Annotated in this window: 12 protein-coding genes; 4 read left to right on the top strand and 8 right to left on the bottom strand. The window is 59.8% G+C overall.

What is annotated here, in order from left to right; genetic code table 11:
* Positions 1–13 precede the first annotated feature (13 nt).
* From C1N60_RS21400 to C1N60_RS21375, 6 genes are all read right to left on the bottom strand, one after another.
* Positions 14–1,288, bottom strand: a complete 1,275-nt coding sequence (locus tag C1N60_RS21400) for a nucleoside permease (protein ID WP_031279949.1) — start codon at positions 1,286–1,288, stop codon at positions 14–16.
* A gap of 502 nt (positions 1,289–1,790) precedes the next feature.
* On the bottom strand, positions 1,791–3,101 hold the full coding sequence (locus C1N60_RS21395) for an MFS transporter (protein WP_394521978.1): 1,311 nt from the start codon (positions 3,099–3,101) through the stop codon (positions 1,791–1,793).
* Between the two features lie 108 nt (positions 3,102–3,209).
* Complete coding sequence (locus C1N60_RS21390; RefSeq protein ID WP_215801011.1) at positions 3,210–3,848, bottom strand: isochorismatase family protein; 639 nt, start codon at positions 3,846–3,848, stop codon at positions 3,210–3,212.
* 9 nt (positions 3,849–3,857) lie between these two features.
* A complete protein-coding gene (locus C1N60_RS21385) occupies positions 3,858–4,610 on the bottom strand; it encodes a maleate cis-trans isomerase family protein (protein ID WP_394521977.1) in 753 nt (250 codons plus the stop codon).
* Positions 4,607–5,428, bottom strand: coding sequence for an alpha/beta fold hydrolase (locus C1N60_RS21380; protein WP_021508810.1), 822 nt, complete (start codon positions 5,426–5,428; stop codon positions 4,607–4,609). The genes C1N60_RS21385 and C1N60_RS21380 overlap by 4 nt, the downstream gene beginning before the upstream one ends.
* Positions 5,425–6,573, bottom strand: coding sequence for an FAD-dependent monooxygenase (locus tag C1N60_RS21375; RefSeq protein ID WP_058780991.1), 1,149 nt, complete (start codon positions 6,571–6,573; stop codon positions 5,425–5,427). The genes C1N60_RS21380 and C1N60_RS21375 overlap by 4 nt, the downstream gene beginning before the upstream one ends.
* A gap of 322 nt (positions 6,574–6,895) precedes the next feature.
* Between C1N60_RS21375 and C1N60_RS21370 the strand changes: the two genes are divergently transcribed.
* From C1N60_RS21370 to C1N60_RS21355, 4 genes are all read left to right on the top strand, one after another.
* Positions 6,896–7,948, top strand: coding sequence for a 2,5-dihydroxypyridine 5,6-dioxygenase (locus tag C1N60_RS21370; RefSeq protein WP_058770414.1), 1,053 nt, complete (start codon positions 6,896–6,898; stop codon positions 7,946–7,948).
* 78 nt (positions 7,949–8,026) lie between these two features.
* Positions 8,027–8,488 carry a MarR family winged helix-turn-helix transcriptional regulator gene (locus C1N60_RS21365; RefSeq protein ID WP_021508807.1) on the top strand — a complete coding sequence of 154 codons (462 nt, stop codon included), beginning with the start codon at positions 8,027–8,029 and terminating at the stop codon, positions 8,486–8,488.
* A gap of 43 nt (positions 8,489–8,531) precedes the next feature.
* On the top strand, positions 8,532–9,059 hold the full coding sequence (locus C1N60_RS21360; RefSeq protein WP_370445697.1) for a (2Fe-2S)-binding protein: 528 nt from the start codon (positions 8,532–8,534) through the stop codon (positions 9,057–9,059).
* Positions 9,053–12,622 carry a molybdopterin cofactor-binding domain-containing protein gene (locus C1N60_RS21355; protein WP_394521995.1) on the top strand — a complete coding sequence of 1,190 codons (3,570 nt, stop codon included), beginning with the start codon at positions 9,053–9,055 and terminating at the stop codon, positions 12,620–12,622. The genes C1N60_RS21360 and C1N60_RS21355 overlap by 7 nt, the downstream gene beginning before the upstream one ends.
* 21 nt (positions 12,623–12,643) lie before the next feature.
* Here the strand turns inward: C1N60_RS21355 and C1N60_RS21350 are convergent, their stop codons facing one another.
* Together C1N60_RS21350 and C1N60_RS21345 are read right to left on the bottom strand one after the other, a co-directional pair.
* Positions 12,644–13,228, bottom strand: coding sequence for a nucleotidyltransferase family protein (locus C1N60_RS21350; protein ID WP_278707105.1), 585 nt, complete (start codon positions 13,226–13,228; stop codon positions 12,644–12,646).
* Positions 13,229–13,280: 52 nt separating this feature from the next.
* The gene (locus tag C1N60_RS21345; RefSeq protein WP_394521976.1) at positions 13,281–14,657 is read right to left on the bottom strand and encodes an aldehyde dehydrogenase family protein; all 1,377 of its coding nucleotides are present in this window, start codon (positions 14,655–14,657) and stop codon (positions 13,281–13,283) included.
* Between the last annotated feature and the right edge of the window lie 220 nt (positions 14,658–14,877).

The following is a 14,877-nucleotide window of genomic DNA, read 5'->3' as shown; positions in this document are numbered from 1 at the left end:
ATGGTTACATCTCTTATTTATGGCTGTCAGCGGTTGCTGAGTTTTCAAAAGCGGTTAATTCATCACTGCGTTTTTTGCCGTCGCGGAACAGGACGATAAAGGCGATGGTGATGATGACAATCATCACGCTGCCAAACATCCACATTCCCGCCCAGTTGAAGGTCTGACCGTTGCGCGGCTGGTCATACGCGAACATCTCCTGCATCAGATAGCCGCCGAGGCGGTAACCCAGCAGGCTGCCGATGCCCTGACAGGCCAGAGTGATCAGGCCCTGCGCAGCGTTACGCATCGCCACCGGCGCTTTCTTATCCACATAAATGTAGGCGGTGATGAAGTAGAAGTCGTAGCTGACGCCGTGCAGCAGAATGCCCATAAACAGCAGGCCGAAGGTCAGCAGGTTTTGATCGCCGCCGAACACAAAGAACACGTAGCGCAGCGCGGCAGTGACCAGGCCGAGCAGCAGCACTTTGCCGATGCCAAAGCGTTTGATGAAGAACGGCAGCGCCAGCAGGAAGAAGATTTCTGATACCTGGCCGAGTGTCATCCAGCCGGTGGCGTGGGGCAGACCGACTTCGGTCAGATATCCCTCAGCGAAGATGTAGTAGAACGCCAGCGGCATACTGAACAGAAATGAACAGACGAAAAATACGAGGAAGCTGCGATCTTTCAGCAGATGCAGCGCATCCAAGCCGAGCGCTACGCGCAGGCTGAACTTGCCGGTGCTTTTGGGTTCGGTGGCCGGCAGGGTCAGGGCGAACAGGCCAAGCAGCAGCGAACTGGCCGCGGTGATCAGCAACGGTACGTTGCTGGCAGAGATATCGCCAAAGCCAAGCAGCGGCGGCAGGAAACCGCAGGCGATGCCGGAGGCGATCCAGCCGATAGTGCCCATCACGCGGATGCGCGGATAGTCGCGCTCCACGTCACCGACGTGGGAAAACGCAATACTGTTGGTCAGCGCAATGGTCGGCATATAGGTGAGCGCATACAGCAGCAGCAGCGGAAAGAAGCTGCTGAAGTGCGTCTGCTGTGCGGCAAAGAACATCAGAATCGCGCCGGCGATTGTCAGCAGCGATAACACTTTCTGTGCCTGGAAGAAACGGTCAGCCAGCGAGCCGACCAGAATCGGTGACAGGATGGCAGCGATGGAGGTACAGGCGTAGCACCAGGCGATCTCAACCGGCGAAAAGCCGTTTTTGCTGAGAAATGCCCACAGCGGCACGAACCATGCCCCCCAGATAAACCACTCTAAGAACATCATGAACGACAGCTTTGGAATTGTAGTTTTCATCGAAATAGACTCCCCGGTGTTGGTAGAACCAATCTAGCACCAGAATAGATACCTTTATAATACCTTTAGCTGATAGTTTGAGCTATCCCACAAGATTTTTACCTTATGGATAACCGATAAGCGAGGAGGATTGGGTGCGGGTGGGCGTGACGGTCTGGCGGGGTGTGGAGCTGCATTCTGCGGCTGTGAGGCGGTCGCCATGAATGGCGACCCTACGGCGATAATTGCAACGAAATGCGCACGGTTTTGTAGGGTGCGCACCTGGTTATGCAGATTATGCAACCAGGTCGCCATGAATGGCGACCCTACGGCGATAATTACAACGAATTCGCACTGTTTTGTAGGGTGCGCATTGACGCGCACCTGGTTGTGCAGATTATGCAACCAGGTCGCCATAAATGGCGGCCCTACGGCAATAATTACAACGAATTCGCACTGTTTTGTAGGGTGCGCATTGATGCGCACCAGGGAATTACAAGTACTTCTAACGCGAAGGTATCTTCTACCGGTTCACCAGCTTCGCTGGCAGCGCGACCACCAACAGCGAGCTGAGCAGCAGACACACGGCGAAGAACCACAGCGCGCCGTTGCTGCTGCCGGTGAGATCCAGCGCCACACCCATCACCGAATTACTCACCAGTCCGGCGATATTGGCGATCGAACAGGCCAGAGCAAAACCCGCTGCCGCTGCCGTGCCTTTCAGGAACGTAGCGGGCAGACTGAAAAACACCGGCACCGCCCCGATAATCATCGCCTGTGCAATTGAGAACAGCAGCACGGTCATCGCCACGTTATGAGCAAAGAAGGTGCTGGTGCCCATCGCTGCCGCGCCAATAATAAACGGAACAATAATATGCCAGCGGCGTTCACGCAGGCGGTCTGAGCTGGCACCAATCGCTAGCATACCAATCAACGCCGCCAGGCTGGGGATCGCCGTCAGATAGCCAATGGTGGTGATATCGGTGGTGCCGGCATTCTTGATAAAGGTCGGCATCCAGAAACCCATGGCGTAAGCGCTGAGCAGAATCGAGAAATCGATGCCGCCGAGCATCACCACGCGAATATTCAGCAGACCATCGCGCAGGCTGTGTTTCAGCCCTTTGGCGTCACCTTCGTCGCGCGCCAGTTCGCGCAGCACCGCCTGCTTCTCACTGCTGCTGAGCCAGCTGGCGCTCTCGACGCTGTTCGGCAGCAGCCAGAACGTCAGCACACCCAGTAATACGCTGGGCAGACCTTCCAGCAGAAACAGCCACTGCCAGCCGCGCATGCCGTAAACCTCATGAAAATGCCCCATGATCCAGCCGGAAAGCGGTCCGCCAATCAGGCTGGAGAGCGGCAGGCCAATCATAAACAGCGCAATGATGCGGCTGCGGCGCCACGAGGGAAACCATTTGGTGAGATAGAACAGCACGCCAGGCAGAAAACCGGCTTCGGCCGCGCCGAGGAAAAAGCGGATGATGTAGAACTGGGTCGGCGTTTGCACCAGCAGCGTGGCGGTCGAGAGCAAACCCCAGGTAATCATAATGCGCGCGATCCAGATCTTTGCGCCGACCCGCTGCAGGATCAGGTTGCTCGGCACTTCAAACAGGATATAGCCGACAAAAAACAGCCCGGCACCCAGACCAAACGCGGTCTCGCTCAGCGCCAGATCGCTCGCCATCTGTAGTTTGGCCAGGCCGATATTGATGCGATCTAGGTAGGCCGCGAGATAACACAGGCAGAGAAACGGAATCAGCTTCCAGGTGATTTTGCGATAAATCGAAGCGGTGTCTTCGCCTGCCAGCGCAGCAGGACGGGTTGAAACGTCAGTCATGGTGTTCTCCGGGCGCAATAACCCCGTCGTCGGGGAGATGTTGTTATGCGTCTCAGCCGCAGCCGAAACGGACTGTTTGTGCGCACTCCGTGCAGGTGAAACGCGCCCTTAACGGGCGCTGAACTTCCCGAGATACTCCAGCGCCGCGGCTTTACTTACCACGTCGCCATATTTACTGTCGATATCAAACAAATTGGCCTGATGCGGCGCATCATGGCGATCGCCCACGCATTCGCGCACCACCATGGCGCGAAAACCGTATTGCAACGCATCCACTGCGCTGGCGCGGATGCAGCCGCTGGTGGAGCAGCCGGCGATCAGCAGCGTATCGATGCCCTGCGCCACCAGCATCGATGCCAGAGACGTGCCAAAAAACGCGCTGGCATACTGTTTTGTGATCACCACTTCTGCGGCAAGCGGCTGCACCGCCGGACAAAACGCGGCGAGCGGATTGCCCTCCACCATGTCACGCATCACCGGGGCTTTCTGCACCCAGATCCCGCCGTCCTGCTGATGCTGCGGGTGGTAGCGAATCTGCGTATGGATCACCGGAATCGCGCACTGGCGCGCCGCCGCCAGCAGGCCCTGTGCAGCGGCCACCGCCTCCACCACGCCCGGGGCAAATAGCGCGGCGCCCGGGGTGGTGTAACCCTGCAGAAAGTCGATCAGCAGCAGCGCCGGACGCTGACCAAAACCGATGCGGTTACCCCAGACACCGGCGTAGTTATCACTGACACTCTGGCTCATGGTTTCTCCTTACCACGCACCGGACAGCAGTGCGCCCGCGCCCGGCACCACCGGCTCCAGCTCCAGCGCCTTCAGCAGAGCGTACGTGGTGGCAATGGCGGCCGTAATTACCGGCTTGCCGGTCTGCGCCTCCACTTTTGCCACCGCCGGCAGCGATGGCATCTGCACGCAGGCCGACAGCACCACCACATCAACTTCCGTCAGCGTCATGTCCGCCACGATGCCGGGTAAATTGGCCGGGTCGTGGCGGGCGACGGCGAGGTTATCGGCAATTTCCAGTGCGCGCCACTGCTTTACCTCAATCCCCTCGCGCTGGATGTAATCCACCACCAGCTCGGTCAGCGGCTTCATGTAGGGCGCCACCAGCGCGATCTTCTTCGCGCCCATAATATGCAGCGCATCGACCAGCGCGCCGGCACTGGTGATCACCGGTGCCAGCGCCTCGTTGTCGCGCGTGACCTGCGTCAGACGCTGCTGCGACTGGCGATGATAGCCCGGGCCCATTGCCATGATCGCCACCAGACAGGCATAGCCAAGCACGTCAACGCGCGCGTCGGACAACTCCAGCGCACAGCGGTCGGACTCTTTATCCATCGCCGCCAGTTCATCTTTATTGACGTGCTTCATGCGCATACGGCTGGAGTGGAAGGTAAACCGCTCCGGGCGAATTAGCTGGCGCGCCTGCAGCATGGCGGGAATTTCGGTTTCCATGGTGATGTTGGAACTCGGCACAATCTGGCCGATACGATACGAACGCGTCATGGCTGCGTCTCCGGAGTCAGTGAGGGGCCAAGGAAGGTGCCAAAGGCGTTGAAGAAGCCGTGAAAATCATCCCACGGGATCATGTGACCGGCGCCGGCTACCCGGCTGATCTCAATGGTCGGCAGCAGCTCGCGGATTTCGGCTTCATCTTCCGCCTGAATGACGCCGCCCTTGCCTGCCACCATCAGCAAGGTTTTTGCCGGCAGCTGAGGGAAATATTGATGGATATCGAGCTGGTGAAAATCGTCATAGGCGCGACGGATGGCCGGCGTATAGCAGGTATGCAGCCACTCGGCGCGCAGCTGACGCTGGTCATCGCTCCAGGCCGGGCAGTATTGCTTCATGGCTTCAGCATCCATGCCGCGCTGCGCGTCGCGAATGGAATCTTCATACCACGGCCACTGACCCGGATAGAGACGCCGGCCCGGTCCGGAAACCGGCGGATCGATCAGCGACAGCGACAGCACGCCGGCTGGCTGTTTCACCGCCGCACGCATGATGAAGCGCGCGCCCATCGAATGGCCAACCAGGTGATAGCGCGTCAGCCCCAGCGCATCCGCGAAGGCGTTGATGTCATCGGCGCAGCTCTCCATGCCGTAATCCAGTCCTTCACCGCTGCTGGAGAGCCCGCGACCGCGCACGTCCAGTACCCAGGTATCAAAATGCTGCGCAAAAACTTCCGCCACAAAACCCCAGGTGATCGCCGGGCTGGTGATACCCGGTACGAGGATCAGCGCGGGCCCGCTGCCGCCGTAGCGCAGATAGTGCTGGCGAATGCCGTTGGCCTGTACCTGACCGCCGTGCATAAAACGGCTCATGAGGTCACCTCGCTTTTCAGCGGCGCGGCAAACACGTCGTAGCCGTAAACCCAGGCCGGATCTTCCTGGGTACGCAGGAAAGTATTGGCGTTAGAGACGGCCTGCACGCGCGACGCGCGTTCTTTGCGGTTGGCTTCATACAGGCGGAACGCGGTGCGATAATCATCAAGACCGGTCTCCGTCAGGCAGCGCGACAGCATGGCGGCATCTTCGATGGCCATCGCAGCGCCCTGCGCCATGTGCGGTTTCATCGGATGGCAGGCATCACCCAGCAGCACAATGCGCCCTTCGCTCCATACCGGCAATGGCTGACGGTTGAGCAGCGGCCATTTGGTGACCGATTCGCTGCACTCGATCAGCGCCTGTACCACCGGATGGTAGTGACCAAAGGTTTCCAGCATCTCCTGCTGACTACTTTCAACGAAGCTGCCTTTGATATCCCACGCCGGGTGCGGCACCCCGGAGACGTAATAATATTCGTCGCGCGCTTTGGTGGTGTAATAAACCATCAGATGACGATCTTCAGACCACCACTTGACGCAATCTTCAAAGCTAAGGTTGTATTTGCGCAGTTGTTCGCCACGGATTAGCGCACGGTGCGCCACCCAGCCGCTGTAAGTGGGCGCTTCCACCCCCAGCAGATGCTCACGCAGTTTTGAGTTGATGCCATCCGCGCCAATCACGATATCCGCGCGCGCTTCGCTGCCGTCCTGAAAACGCAGCACCACATCGCTGCCGCTGTCCTCGACGCTGCTCAGGCACTTGCCGAACTGGACACTGCCCGGCTGCAGACTGGTCATCTGCATGGCCTGCAAATCGCCCCGGTGCACCGTGACATAAGCCGCACCGTACTCTTTGCGCGCATAAGCGCCCAGCGGAATACGTGACAAATACTCCCCGGTCTCGCCGTCGCGGCTGAACCAGAAATCGGGGTGCGAAGCCAGATCCTCCAGCTGCTGTTCGATGCCCATGCGGCGAAACACCTTGAGCACGTTCGGCCCCATGTGGATGCCGGCACCCAGACGGGAGAAAGCCGGGCTTTGTTCATAAACCGTGACATGAAATCCCGCTTTCTGTAACAGCGAGCCGGCGGCAAGCCCGCCCAGCCCGGCGCCGATCACCGCGATGCGTTTCATATTGCTCATATTTTCCTCTCACACTGACGCTGATTTGAAGGTATGCACGCGGATAAACGATCAAACCCGACGCTGAATTTATAGTGCATACGCTTTAATTATTGAGGTTATGACACTGTTAAAAGCAACCGTATTTACAGTGAAAACTCGATAACATGATGTTAATCACAGCCTGATGATAAGGTTAAATAGGCTTTTCTTATGTCAAAAAGAAATGCTTGCACTGTTCTTCGCAACACGTCTATAACAAACACATAAAGCGTGTTCGCTATAAATAGCTGAAGTTTTGCGCAGCAAATTGTCTGACATCTAACCCTGAGAGGAAACCGCTATGGCAGTAAATCAGAGCCAGTTAGGCCAGATGTTCGAGCAGGTTTTACGGCTGTCGAAAGTCGACGCCAGCCAGAGTGTCGCCATCCTGAAAAGTCACTATTCCGATGCACGCACCGTGCAGGCCGCCACTGATGCTGCACTACGATTGGGCGCGAAGGTGTACTGCATTGAGCTGCCGGCCTTCAATCACCCGACGGCAATGGGTAACGACATGACCGCCTACTGTGGTGATACCGCGCTTACCGGCAACATTGCCGCACAGCGCGCGCTGGAAGCGGCGGACCTGATCGTCGATACCATGATGCTGCTGCATTCGCCGGAGCAGGAGCAAATCCTGAAAACCGGGACGCGAATTTTGCTGGCCGTCGAGCCGCCGGAAGTATTGGCACGAATGTTGCCAAACGAAGAGGACAAGTCGCGCGTGCTGGCCGCGGCGGCAGTGCTGGAAAAAGCGCGCATGATGACGGTGAAGTCGCCGGCCGGCAGTGATTTTCGTGCCCCGCTCGGCCAGTACCCCACGGTAACGGAATATGGCTACGCGGATGAGCCAGGCCGCTGGGATCACTGGCCGAGCGGCTTCCTGTTTACCTGGCCGAATGAAGATCAGGCTGAAGGCGTGCTGGTGCTGGACGTCGGCGACATCCTGCTGCCGTTTAAATCTTACGCGCGTGAACGCATCACGCTGGAGATCGAGAAAGGTTTTGTCACCCGCATTCACGGTGGCTTTGAAGCCGAGTATCTGCGCGATTACATGCGCTACTTCAACGATCCGGAAGTGTACGGTATTTCCCACATCGGCTGGGGGCTGCAGCCGCGCGCACAGTGGACGGCGATGGGATTACACGACAAAAACGACGGCATGTGTATGGACGCGCGCGCCTTTTACGGCAACTTCCTGTTTTCGACCGGACCGAACACCGAAGTGGGCGGTAAGCGCAAAACGCCGTGCCATATGGACATTGCTCTGCGCCGCTGCGACATCAAAGTGGACGATTTGCTGGTGGTGGCGGAAGGTGAAGTGGTGGCACCGGAGGCCTCACGCGCGCGTTAATCGTGCGCAGGGAACGGCTGTCAGCGCAGTGACAATGCATTACACTGCCTGACAGTTTCCGGGAAAAAGGATAAAGGCATGTCGCACCAGCAGGATCCGCGCGCAGACCAGCGCTATGACTATACCGAGCAGGTTGGCCATCTGTTGCGCAAGGTGTATCAACGCCATGCGGCGATTTTTCAGCAACACGTCGGTGATTCACAGATCACCGCCGTGCAATTTATTACCCTCTGTGCGCTGCGCGATCGCGGTCCGAGCGCACAGAACGATTTAGTGCGCTATACCGCCGTCGATCAGGCCACCATTCGCGGTGTGGTTGAGCGTCTTAAGGCGCGCGATCTGGTCAGTCTGGGGCCCGATCCCACCGACAAACGCAAAGTGATTGTCATGCTGACCGATGCAGGCCACCGCCTGATTGACAGCACGACAGACAACGCGATGCGCATCACCGAAATGACTTACGGGCAGCTAAATCCGGCCGAACGGGTCGCGCTGATTTATCTGCTGAAGAAAATGCTGGACGATACGAGCCAGCCCTAACCCGGGGCGCTTAGCCGCCTCGCTAAGGCGGTTAATAATGAAAATGCTGGCACATCAGACTGCCACACCGGTTTCACCTGCATCCACGTGCCATTACGCCCTTGAGGTGAACGGTGCGACTCACCCCATCAGCAGCTATCGCGATACCTCGCTGCTGCTGGTGCTGCGTAATCAACTCCAGCTTAACGGACCCAAATATGGCTGCGGCCTGGGTGAATGCGGTGCCTGCACCGTGCTGATCGATGGCGTTGCCGCGCGTGCCTGCGTCATCCCGGCGTATGGCGTGCGTCAGCGCGCTATCACCACACTGGAAGGCCTGGGCAATCGCGAAGCACTGCACCCGGTGCAGCAGGCGTTTATTGAGGCGCAGGCCGCACAATGCGGTTACTGCCTTAACGGCATGATCATGACCACCGCCGCGCTGCTGCGCGCTCAGCCCTGCCCTGATGACCGGCAGATACGTGCAGCGCTAAGCGGTAACTTGTGCCGCTGTGGCACCCATCAGGAGATCCTGTGCGCGGTGAAGCGCGCCATCACCTTATGCCTGCAGCAGGCGGAGGCGGCATCATGAGTGCGGCTAACGTCCCCACGCAGCAGCAGTTGCTGGCAGCCAGCGACATCCTGTTGATTGTCGATGAGATTCAGCCGCCGCCAGGGCTGGTGCCCAAAGGTCAGACGCCGACGCTGAAAGCCAAAGAGCGCGCACTGTTTCTGGCTATTGACGGTTCTGGCCGCGTCTGGGCCTTCAATGGCCATGTTGATCTCGGCACCGGGGTGAAAACCGCGCTGACGCAAATCGTCGCCGAAGAGCTCAATCTGCGCATGGATCAGGTGCAAATGGTGCTGGGCGATACGCTGCGCGTGCCCAACCAGGGCGCCACCATCGCCAGCGCCACCTTGCAAATTTCTGCCGTACCGCTGCGTAAAGCGGCTGCAACGGCGCGCAAGTGGCTGTTACAGCAGGCCGCCGCGCGCTGGCAGCTGCCGGTGGAGAGCATCACGCTGGACAGCGGTTTCCTGCAGCACCCCGGCGGTGAGCACCTGTCATTTGCCGAACTGGTGCAGCAGCAGCGCAGCATCGTGCCGATTGATCATCAGGTAACACTCAAGCCCGCCAGTGAATATCGCCTGGTTGGTACCAGCTCGGCGCGGGTGGATATTCCCGCCAAAGCCACCGGTGAACTGACATGGGTGCATGACCTGCGCGTGCCCGGTATGCTGCACGGCCGGGTCATTCGTCCACCGTATGCGGGCTATGACACCGGCAGCTTTGTCGGTACCTCATTGCTCAGCATTGACGAAAGCTCGATCGCGCATCTCGAAGGCATCGTGAAAGTGGTGCAGATCGCGGATTTTGTCGGCGTGGTGGCCGAGCGCGAGGAGCAGGCTATCGCCGCGATGGACGCATTACAGGTGCGCTGGAAGCCGTGGGAACACAGCCTGCCGGACCTGCGCGATATCGAACAGGCTATTCGTGATAATCCCCGCACCTCGCGCGTGGTGCATGACAGCGGTGAAGTGGATGCCGCGCTGGCGAATGTCGCGCAGCGTTTTACCCGCAGCTATGTCTGGCCTTATCAGCTGCATGCGTCGATTGGCCCTTCCTGCGCGGTGGCCGACTATCAGCCTGATTCGCTGCAGGTGTGGAGCGGCACGCAGAACCCGCACCTGCTGCGCGCCGATCTGGCATGGCTGCTGGAGAGGCCGGAAGAGACCATTGAAGTGAACCGCATGGAAGCCGCCGGTTGCTACGGTCGCAACTGCGCCGATGACGTGGCCGCCGATGCGGCGCTGCTGTCACGCGCAGTAGGCCAGCCGGTGCGGGTCCAGCTGACGCGCGCCCAGGAACACGTGTGGGAGCCGAAAGGCACTGCGCAGCTGATGGAGGTGGACGGCGGGCTGGACGCGCAGGGCAATCCGCAGGTGTATGATTTCACTACGTCTTATCCGTCCAACGGCGCACCCACCCTGGCGCTGCTGCTGACCGGCCGCGTCGATCCGGTGGCGCTGGCGTATGAAATGGGCGATCGCACCTCCATTCCACCTTACGATTTTCCCCATCTGCGCGTCACCATTGAGGACATGGCGCCGATTGTACGCGCCTCGTGGATGCGCGGCGTTTCGGCCCTGCCCAACACCTTTGCCCATGAATCCTATATGGATGAGCTGGCCCACGCGGCAGGCGTCGATCCGGTGGAGTACCGGCTGCGCTACATTCAGGACGATCGCGCCGCCGAGCTAATGCGCTCCACCGCTGCACGTGCAGACTGGACGCCGCGCACCGCCATTCAGCAGACCGCCAGCGAACCCGGCATTTTGCGCGGACGCGGTTTTGCCTACGCACGCTATATTCACAGCAAATTTCCCGGCTTCGGCGCCGCCTGGGCTGCCTGGGTCGCGGATGTCGCGATTGATAAGCAGAGCGGCGAGATCGCCGTTACGCGCATCACCGTGGGCCATGATGCCGGCATGATGATCAACCCGGAAGGGGTAAAGCATCAGATTCACGGCAATGTCATTCAGTCCACCAGCCGGGTGCTCAAAGAACAGGTGACGATTGAAAGCAACCTGATCACCAGCCAGGAATGGGGCAGCTACCCGATCCTGACGTTTCCGGAAGTGCCGGATATCGACGTGATGATGGTGCCGCGCCCGCACGAACCGCCGCTCGGCGCGGGGGAATCCGCGTCGGTGCCCAGCGCCGCGGCCATCGCCAATGCGGTATTTGATGCCACCGGTATCCGTTTTCGCGAATTGCCCATTACCGCTGACAAACTGCGTCAGGCGCTGAACGGCCCCGATCCGCAGCCGGAGCCACAGCTGGCGGCACCGGCCCAAGCCGTCCGCCGCCGCAGCCGAAAATGGGCGCTGGGTGGCGTAACAGGATTGCTCGGCCTCGCCGCTGGCGTGGCGATTAACGCGCTGCCGTGGCGCGCACCGATTGCGCCCGTGACACCCCCGGCCGCCGGAAGCTGGTCGGCAGAGATGCTGGAACGTGGCCGTCAGGTGGCCGCCGCCGGTGACTGCGCGGTATGCCATACCACGGAAGGCGGTGCGACCAATGCCGGCGGCCTGAAGATGGAGACGCCGTTTGGCACGCTGTACACCACCAACATCACGCCGGATAAACAGACCGGCATCGGCAGCTGGTCATTTAACGCCTTCGATCGCGCCATGCGCCAGGGTATCAGCCGCGACGGTCATCATCTCTATCCGGCGTTTCCTTACACCAGCTTTCGCCAGCTGAGCGAAGGCGATATGCAGGCGCTGTACGCCTGGCTGATGTCACAGCCGGCGGTACAGCAGGCACCAGCAGAAAACCAGATGCGCTTCCCCTATAACCTGCGCTTCCTGATGGCGGGCTGGAACGCGCTCTACCTCGGGCGCGGCGAATACCAGCCTGACCCCCGCAAAAGCGCCGAATGGAATCGCGGTGCCTATCTGGTGAACGGGGCCGGACACTGCGGTGCCTGCCACTCGCCGCGTAATCTGCTGGGCGCGGAAAAACGCGGGGACAATTTCCTCGCCGGTGGCTGGGTGGACGGCTGGGAAGCGCCCGCTCTCAATCAGCTGAATAAAGCCCCGCAGCCGTGGACGGCGCAGTCGCTGTATAACTACCTGCGCAGTGGTTACGATGCGCAGCACGGCGTTGCCGCCGGACCGATGGCACCGGTGGTAAGCCATCTCGCCACCCTGCCGGAAGCCGATGTGCGCGCCATGGCCAGCTATCTGGCGGATATCAATGGTCAGGCAGCGCGCCCTGTCGCTGCACCGGCGGCAAAACCGGCATGGAACACTGCCGCAGGGGAACGGCTGTTTAAAGGCGCCTGTCAGGCCTGCCACAGCGCCAGCGAGGGCGGACCGCAGTTGTTTGGCGTCAGCCCATCGATGGCCAACAGCAGCAGCATAACCAGCGCGACGCCGGATAATCTGTTACAGGTGGTATTGCACGGTATCGACAAACCGGCAACCGATGCGCTCGGTTATATGCCCGGCTTTGCCGCCAGTTTGTCGGATAAGCAGGTTGCGGATATTGCTGCCTGGCTGCGCCAGCGCTACGCGCCTGATGAACCGGTGTGGCAAGATCTGACTGAAAAGGTGGCGCAGGTACGCGCTAATCCCGGCAGCCACTGACCCAGTCAGGCGTGCTGCCGGTCAGCGGCTTGCATCGGATCGCGGCAGATCCGCGTCGCGGATCGTGCCCTGATGGGCCGGCAGAGTGATGAGAATAGCCGGGTCAAGCAGCGCGCGGGCACCGCTGTCGCCCTGCAGTTGAGCGAGCGCCGCGCCATAGTGCGCGGCAAAACCCACCGGGTGGCCCGGCTGGTTTTGCCAGCTGAGCCGCACCTGTGGCGCGCCCTGGCGCAGCGCCTGTGCCACACGCTGATGATCCTCCGCCCTCACCCATGCCATATCGCCCGGCAGTATCAGCCAGCCATGCCAGTGCGCGGTGGCCCGCACGCCAGCGGCAATGCTTTCACCGCTGCCGGCGCTGGCAATAGAGCAGCTCGCCACACCGCACTGCTGTGCCAGCTGCTGAAGGGGATGATCGTCCGGTCGGTGCACAAGCAGAAGCGGCAAACCGCTGCGCTGCGCCTGCTGCAGCGTCAGCTTCAGCAGCGGCTGAGGCACGCCATTATCATCAGGATACGGTGCCAGCAGTTTGTGCCCGGTACCGCCGGCCTGACGAAAACGGCTGCCAAGACCGGCAGCAAGGATGAGAATGCCTGGCGTCTGCATAAAAGATGGCTTCCGGAAATCGGGGCGCACAGTATCGCGCGCCCCGGTGTGGTTAGCGACGGTTTTTCCACACCGTCTGGATGTTACAGAACTCGTGAACACCGAAGCTGGAGAGTTCGCGGCCATAGCCGCTTTTCTTCACGCCACCGATAGCGACGCGCGGATCCGAGGCACCGTTGCCGTTGATAAACACCGCGCCGGTTTCCAGTTGCTCCGCCAGTTGCTGGGCCAGCGCTTCATTACCGCTCCACACGGTGGCGCTCAAGCCAAACTCGCTGTCATTTGCCAGCTGCAGCGCATGTTGCGCATCGCGAGCCACGCTGATCGCCGCAACCGGTCCAAAGATCTCCTGGCGAAAGGCCGTCATCGCTGGCGTGATGTCCGCGAGGATGGTCGGCGCATAATAGTTGCCAACTCCGTCGATCTTGTAGCCGCCCAGTACCAGACGAGCACCCTGCTGCAGTGTTTCCTGCACCTGATGATCCAGTTCATCGCGCAGGTCGTAGCGTGCCATTGGACCGATATAGGTCTCTTCCAGCAATGGATCGCCGACTTTCAGCGCCTGCACGGCTGCGCTGAAACGCGCCTCAAACGCGTCTGCGATGCTTTCTTCAATGATGAAGCGCTTGGCCGCCATACACACCTGTCCGCTGTTCTGGTAGCGTCCTGCGACCGCTGAGGCCACAGCTGCATCCAGATCGGCATCGGCCAGCACGATAAAAGGATCGGCGCCGCCCAGTTCCAGCACGGTTTTTTTCAATACCGCACCGGCCTGTGCCGCGATTGCGCCACCTGCGCGCACGCTGCCGGTAACCGCGATGGCCGCAACGCGTGGATCGTTGATAGCGGCAGAAACACCGTCGTTATCCACGTTGATCACGTTAAATGCGCGGCGCGGCAGATCGGTTGCGGCAAATAGCTCTTCCATCAGGTAAGCGCAGCCCATGACGCTCGGAGCGTGCTTCAGCAGGTAGGTGTTGCCAGCCAGCAGCATGCTGACCGCGCCGCGCAGCACCTGCCAGTAAGGAAAATTCCATGGCATCATCGCCAGGATCACACCGAGTGGACGGAAGGATTGCCATGCCTGCTGGTTTTCCACCAGCGTGGGCTGATCCGCCAGCATCGCCGGTCCGTGTTCAGCGTACCAGTCACACAGGCTGGCGCATTTCAGGACTTCGGCGCGCGCCTGGGCAATCGGCTTACCCATTTCCAGCGTAGCGAGCGTGGCCAGTTGATCCTGACGCTGGCGCAGCTGTTCACCCAGCTGACGCAGCACCTTTACGCGCTGTGCCATCTCTGTGTTACGCCACTGCGCAAAGGCGCTGGCGCTCTGCTGTAAAGCTGTTTCCAGTTCAGCGGCATTTTGCAGTGGATACGTACCAATGATTTCGCCGCTGGTGGGATTACGTGAAATAACGTGCTCAGTCATAAGATGCCTTCGTCAGATAATCGGGTTGATCAGATTGGGATCTACCTTACGCCAGCTATCAGGTGATGAAAAATGAATAGATGAGAGCAAGTTGTTCACCTGGAATGAATTGAGGGAGTGAACTGGCCTGAAGATTTTCAGTTTCTAGCGTCACATGAGGATTCGTCGACGTAAGCGAATTTTCTGCAGGTTACGCTTATCAGCGTGAGTCGTCTCAACG

It is taken from the genome of Pantoea sp. SGAir0184 (genome assembly GCF_043544755.1).
The sequence above is the reverse complement of the archived record's forward strand: the minus strand, read 5'-3'. Positions and strand labels throughout refer to the sequence as shown.

Coding starts and splice junctions, on each gene's coding strand:
- C1N60_RS21400 (WP_031279949.1), bottom strand. CDS start 1,288: ATGAAAACTACAATTCCAAAGCTGTCGTTCATGATGTTCTTAGAGTGG.
- C1N60_RS21370 (WP_058770414.1), top strand. CDS start 6,896: ATGGCAGTAAATCAGAGCCAGTTAGGCCAGATGTTCGAGCAGGTTTTA.
- C1N60_RS21375 (WP_058780991.1), bottom strand. CDS start 6,573: ATGAGCAATATGAAACGCATCGCGGTGATCGGCGCCGGGCTGGGCGGG.
- C1N60_RS21365 (WP_021508807.1), top strand. CDS start 8,027: ATGTCGCACCAGCAGGATCCGCGCGCAGACCAGCGCTATGACTATACC.
- C1N60_RS21395 (WP_394521978.1), bottom strand. CDS start 3,101: ATGACTGACGTTTCAACCCGTCCTGCTGCGCTGGCAGGCGAAGACACC.
- C1N60_RS21385 (WP_394521977.1), bottom strand. CDS start 4,610: ATGACGCGTTCGTATCGTATCGGCCAGATTGTGCCGAGTTCCAACATC.
- C1N60_RS21380 (WP_021508810.1), bottom strand. CDS start 5,428: ATGAGCCGTTTTATGCACGGCGGTCAGGTACAGGCCAACGGCATTCGC.
- C1N60_RS21350 (WP_278707105.1), bottom strand. CDS start 13,228: ATGCAGACGCCAGGCATTCTCATCCTTGCTGCCGGTCTTGGCAGCCGT.
- C1N60_RS21390 (WP_215801011.1), bottom strand. CDS start 3,848: ATGAGCCAGAGTGTCAGTGATAACTACGCCGGTGTCTGGGGTAACCGC.
- C1N60_RS21360 (WP_370445697.1), top strand. CDS start 8,532: ATGCTGGCACATCAGACTGCCACACCGGTTTCACCTGCATCCACGTGC.
- C1N60_RS21345 (WP_394521976.1), bottom strand. CDS start 14,657: ATGACTGAGCACGTTATTTCACGTAATCCCACCAGCGGCGAAATCATT.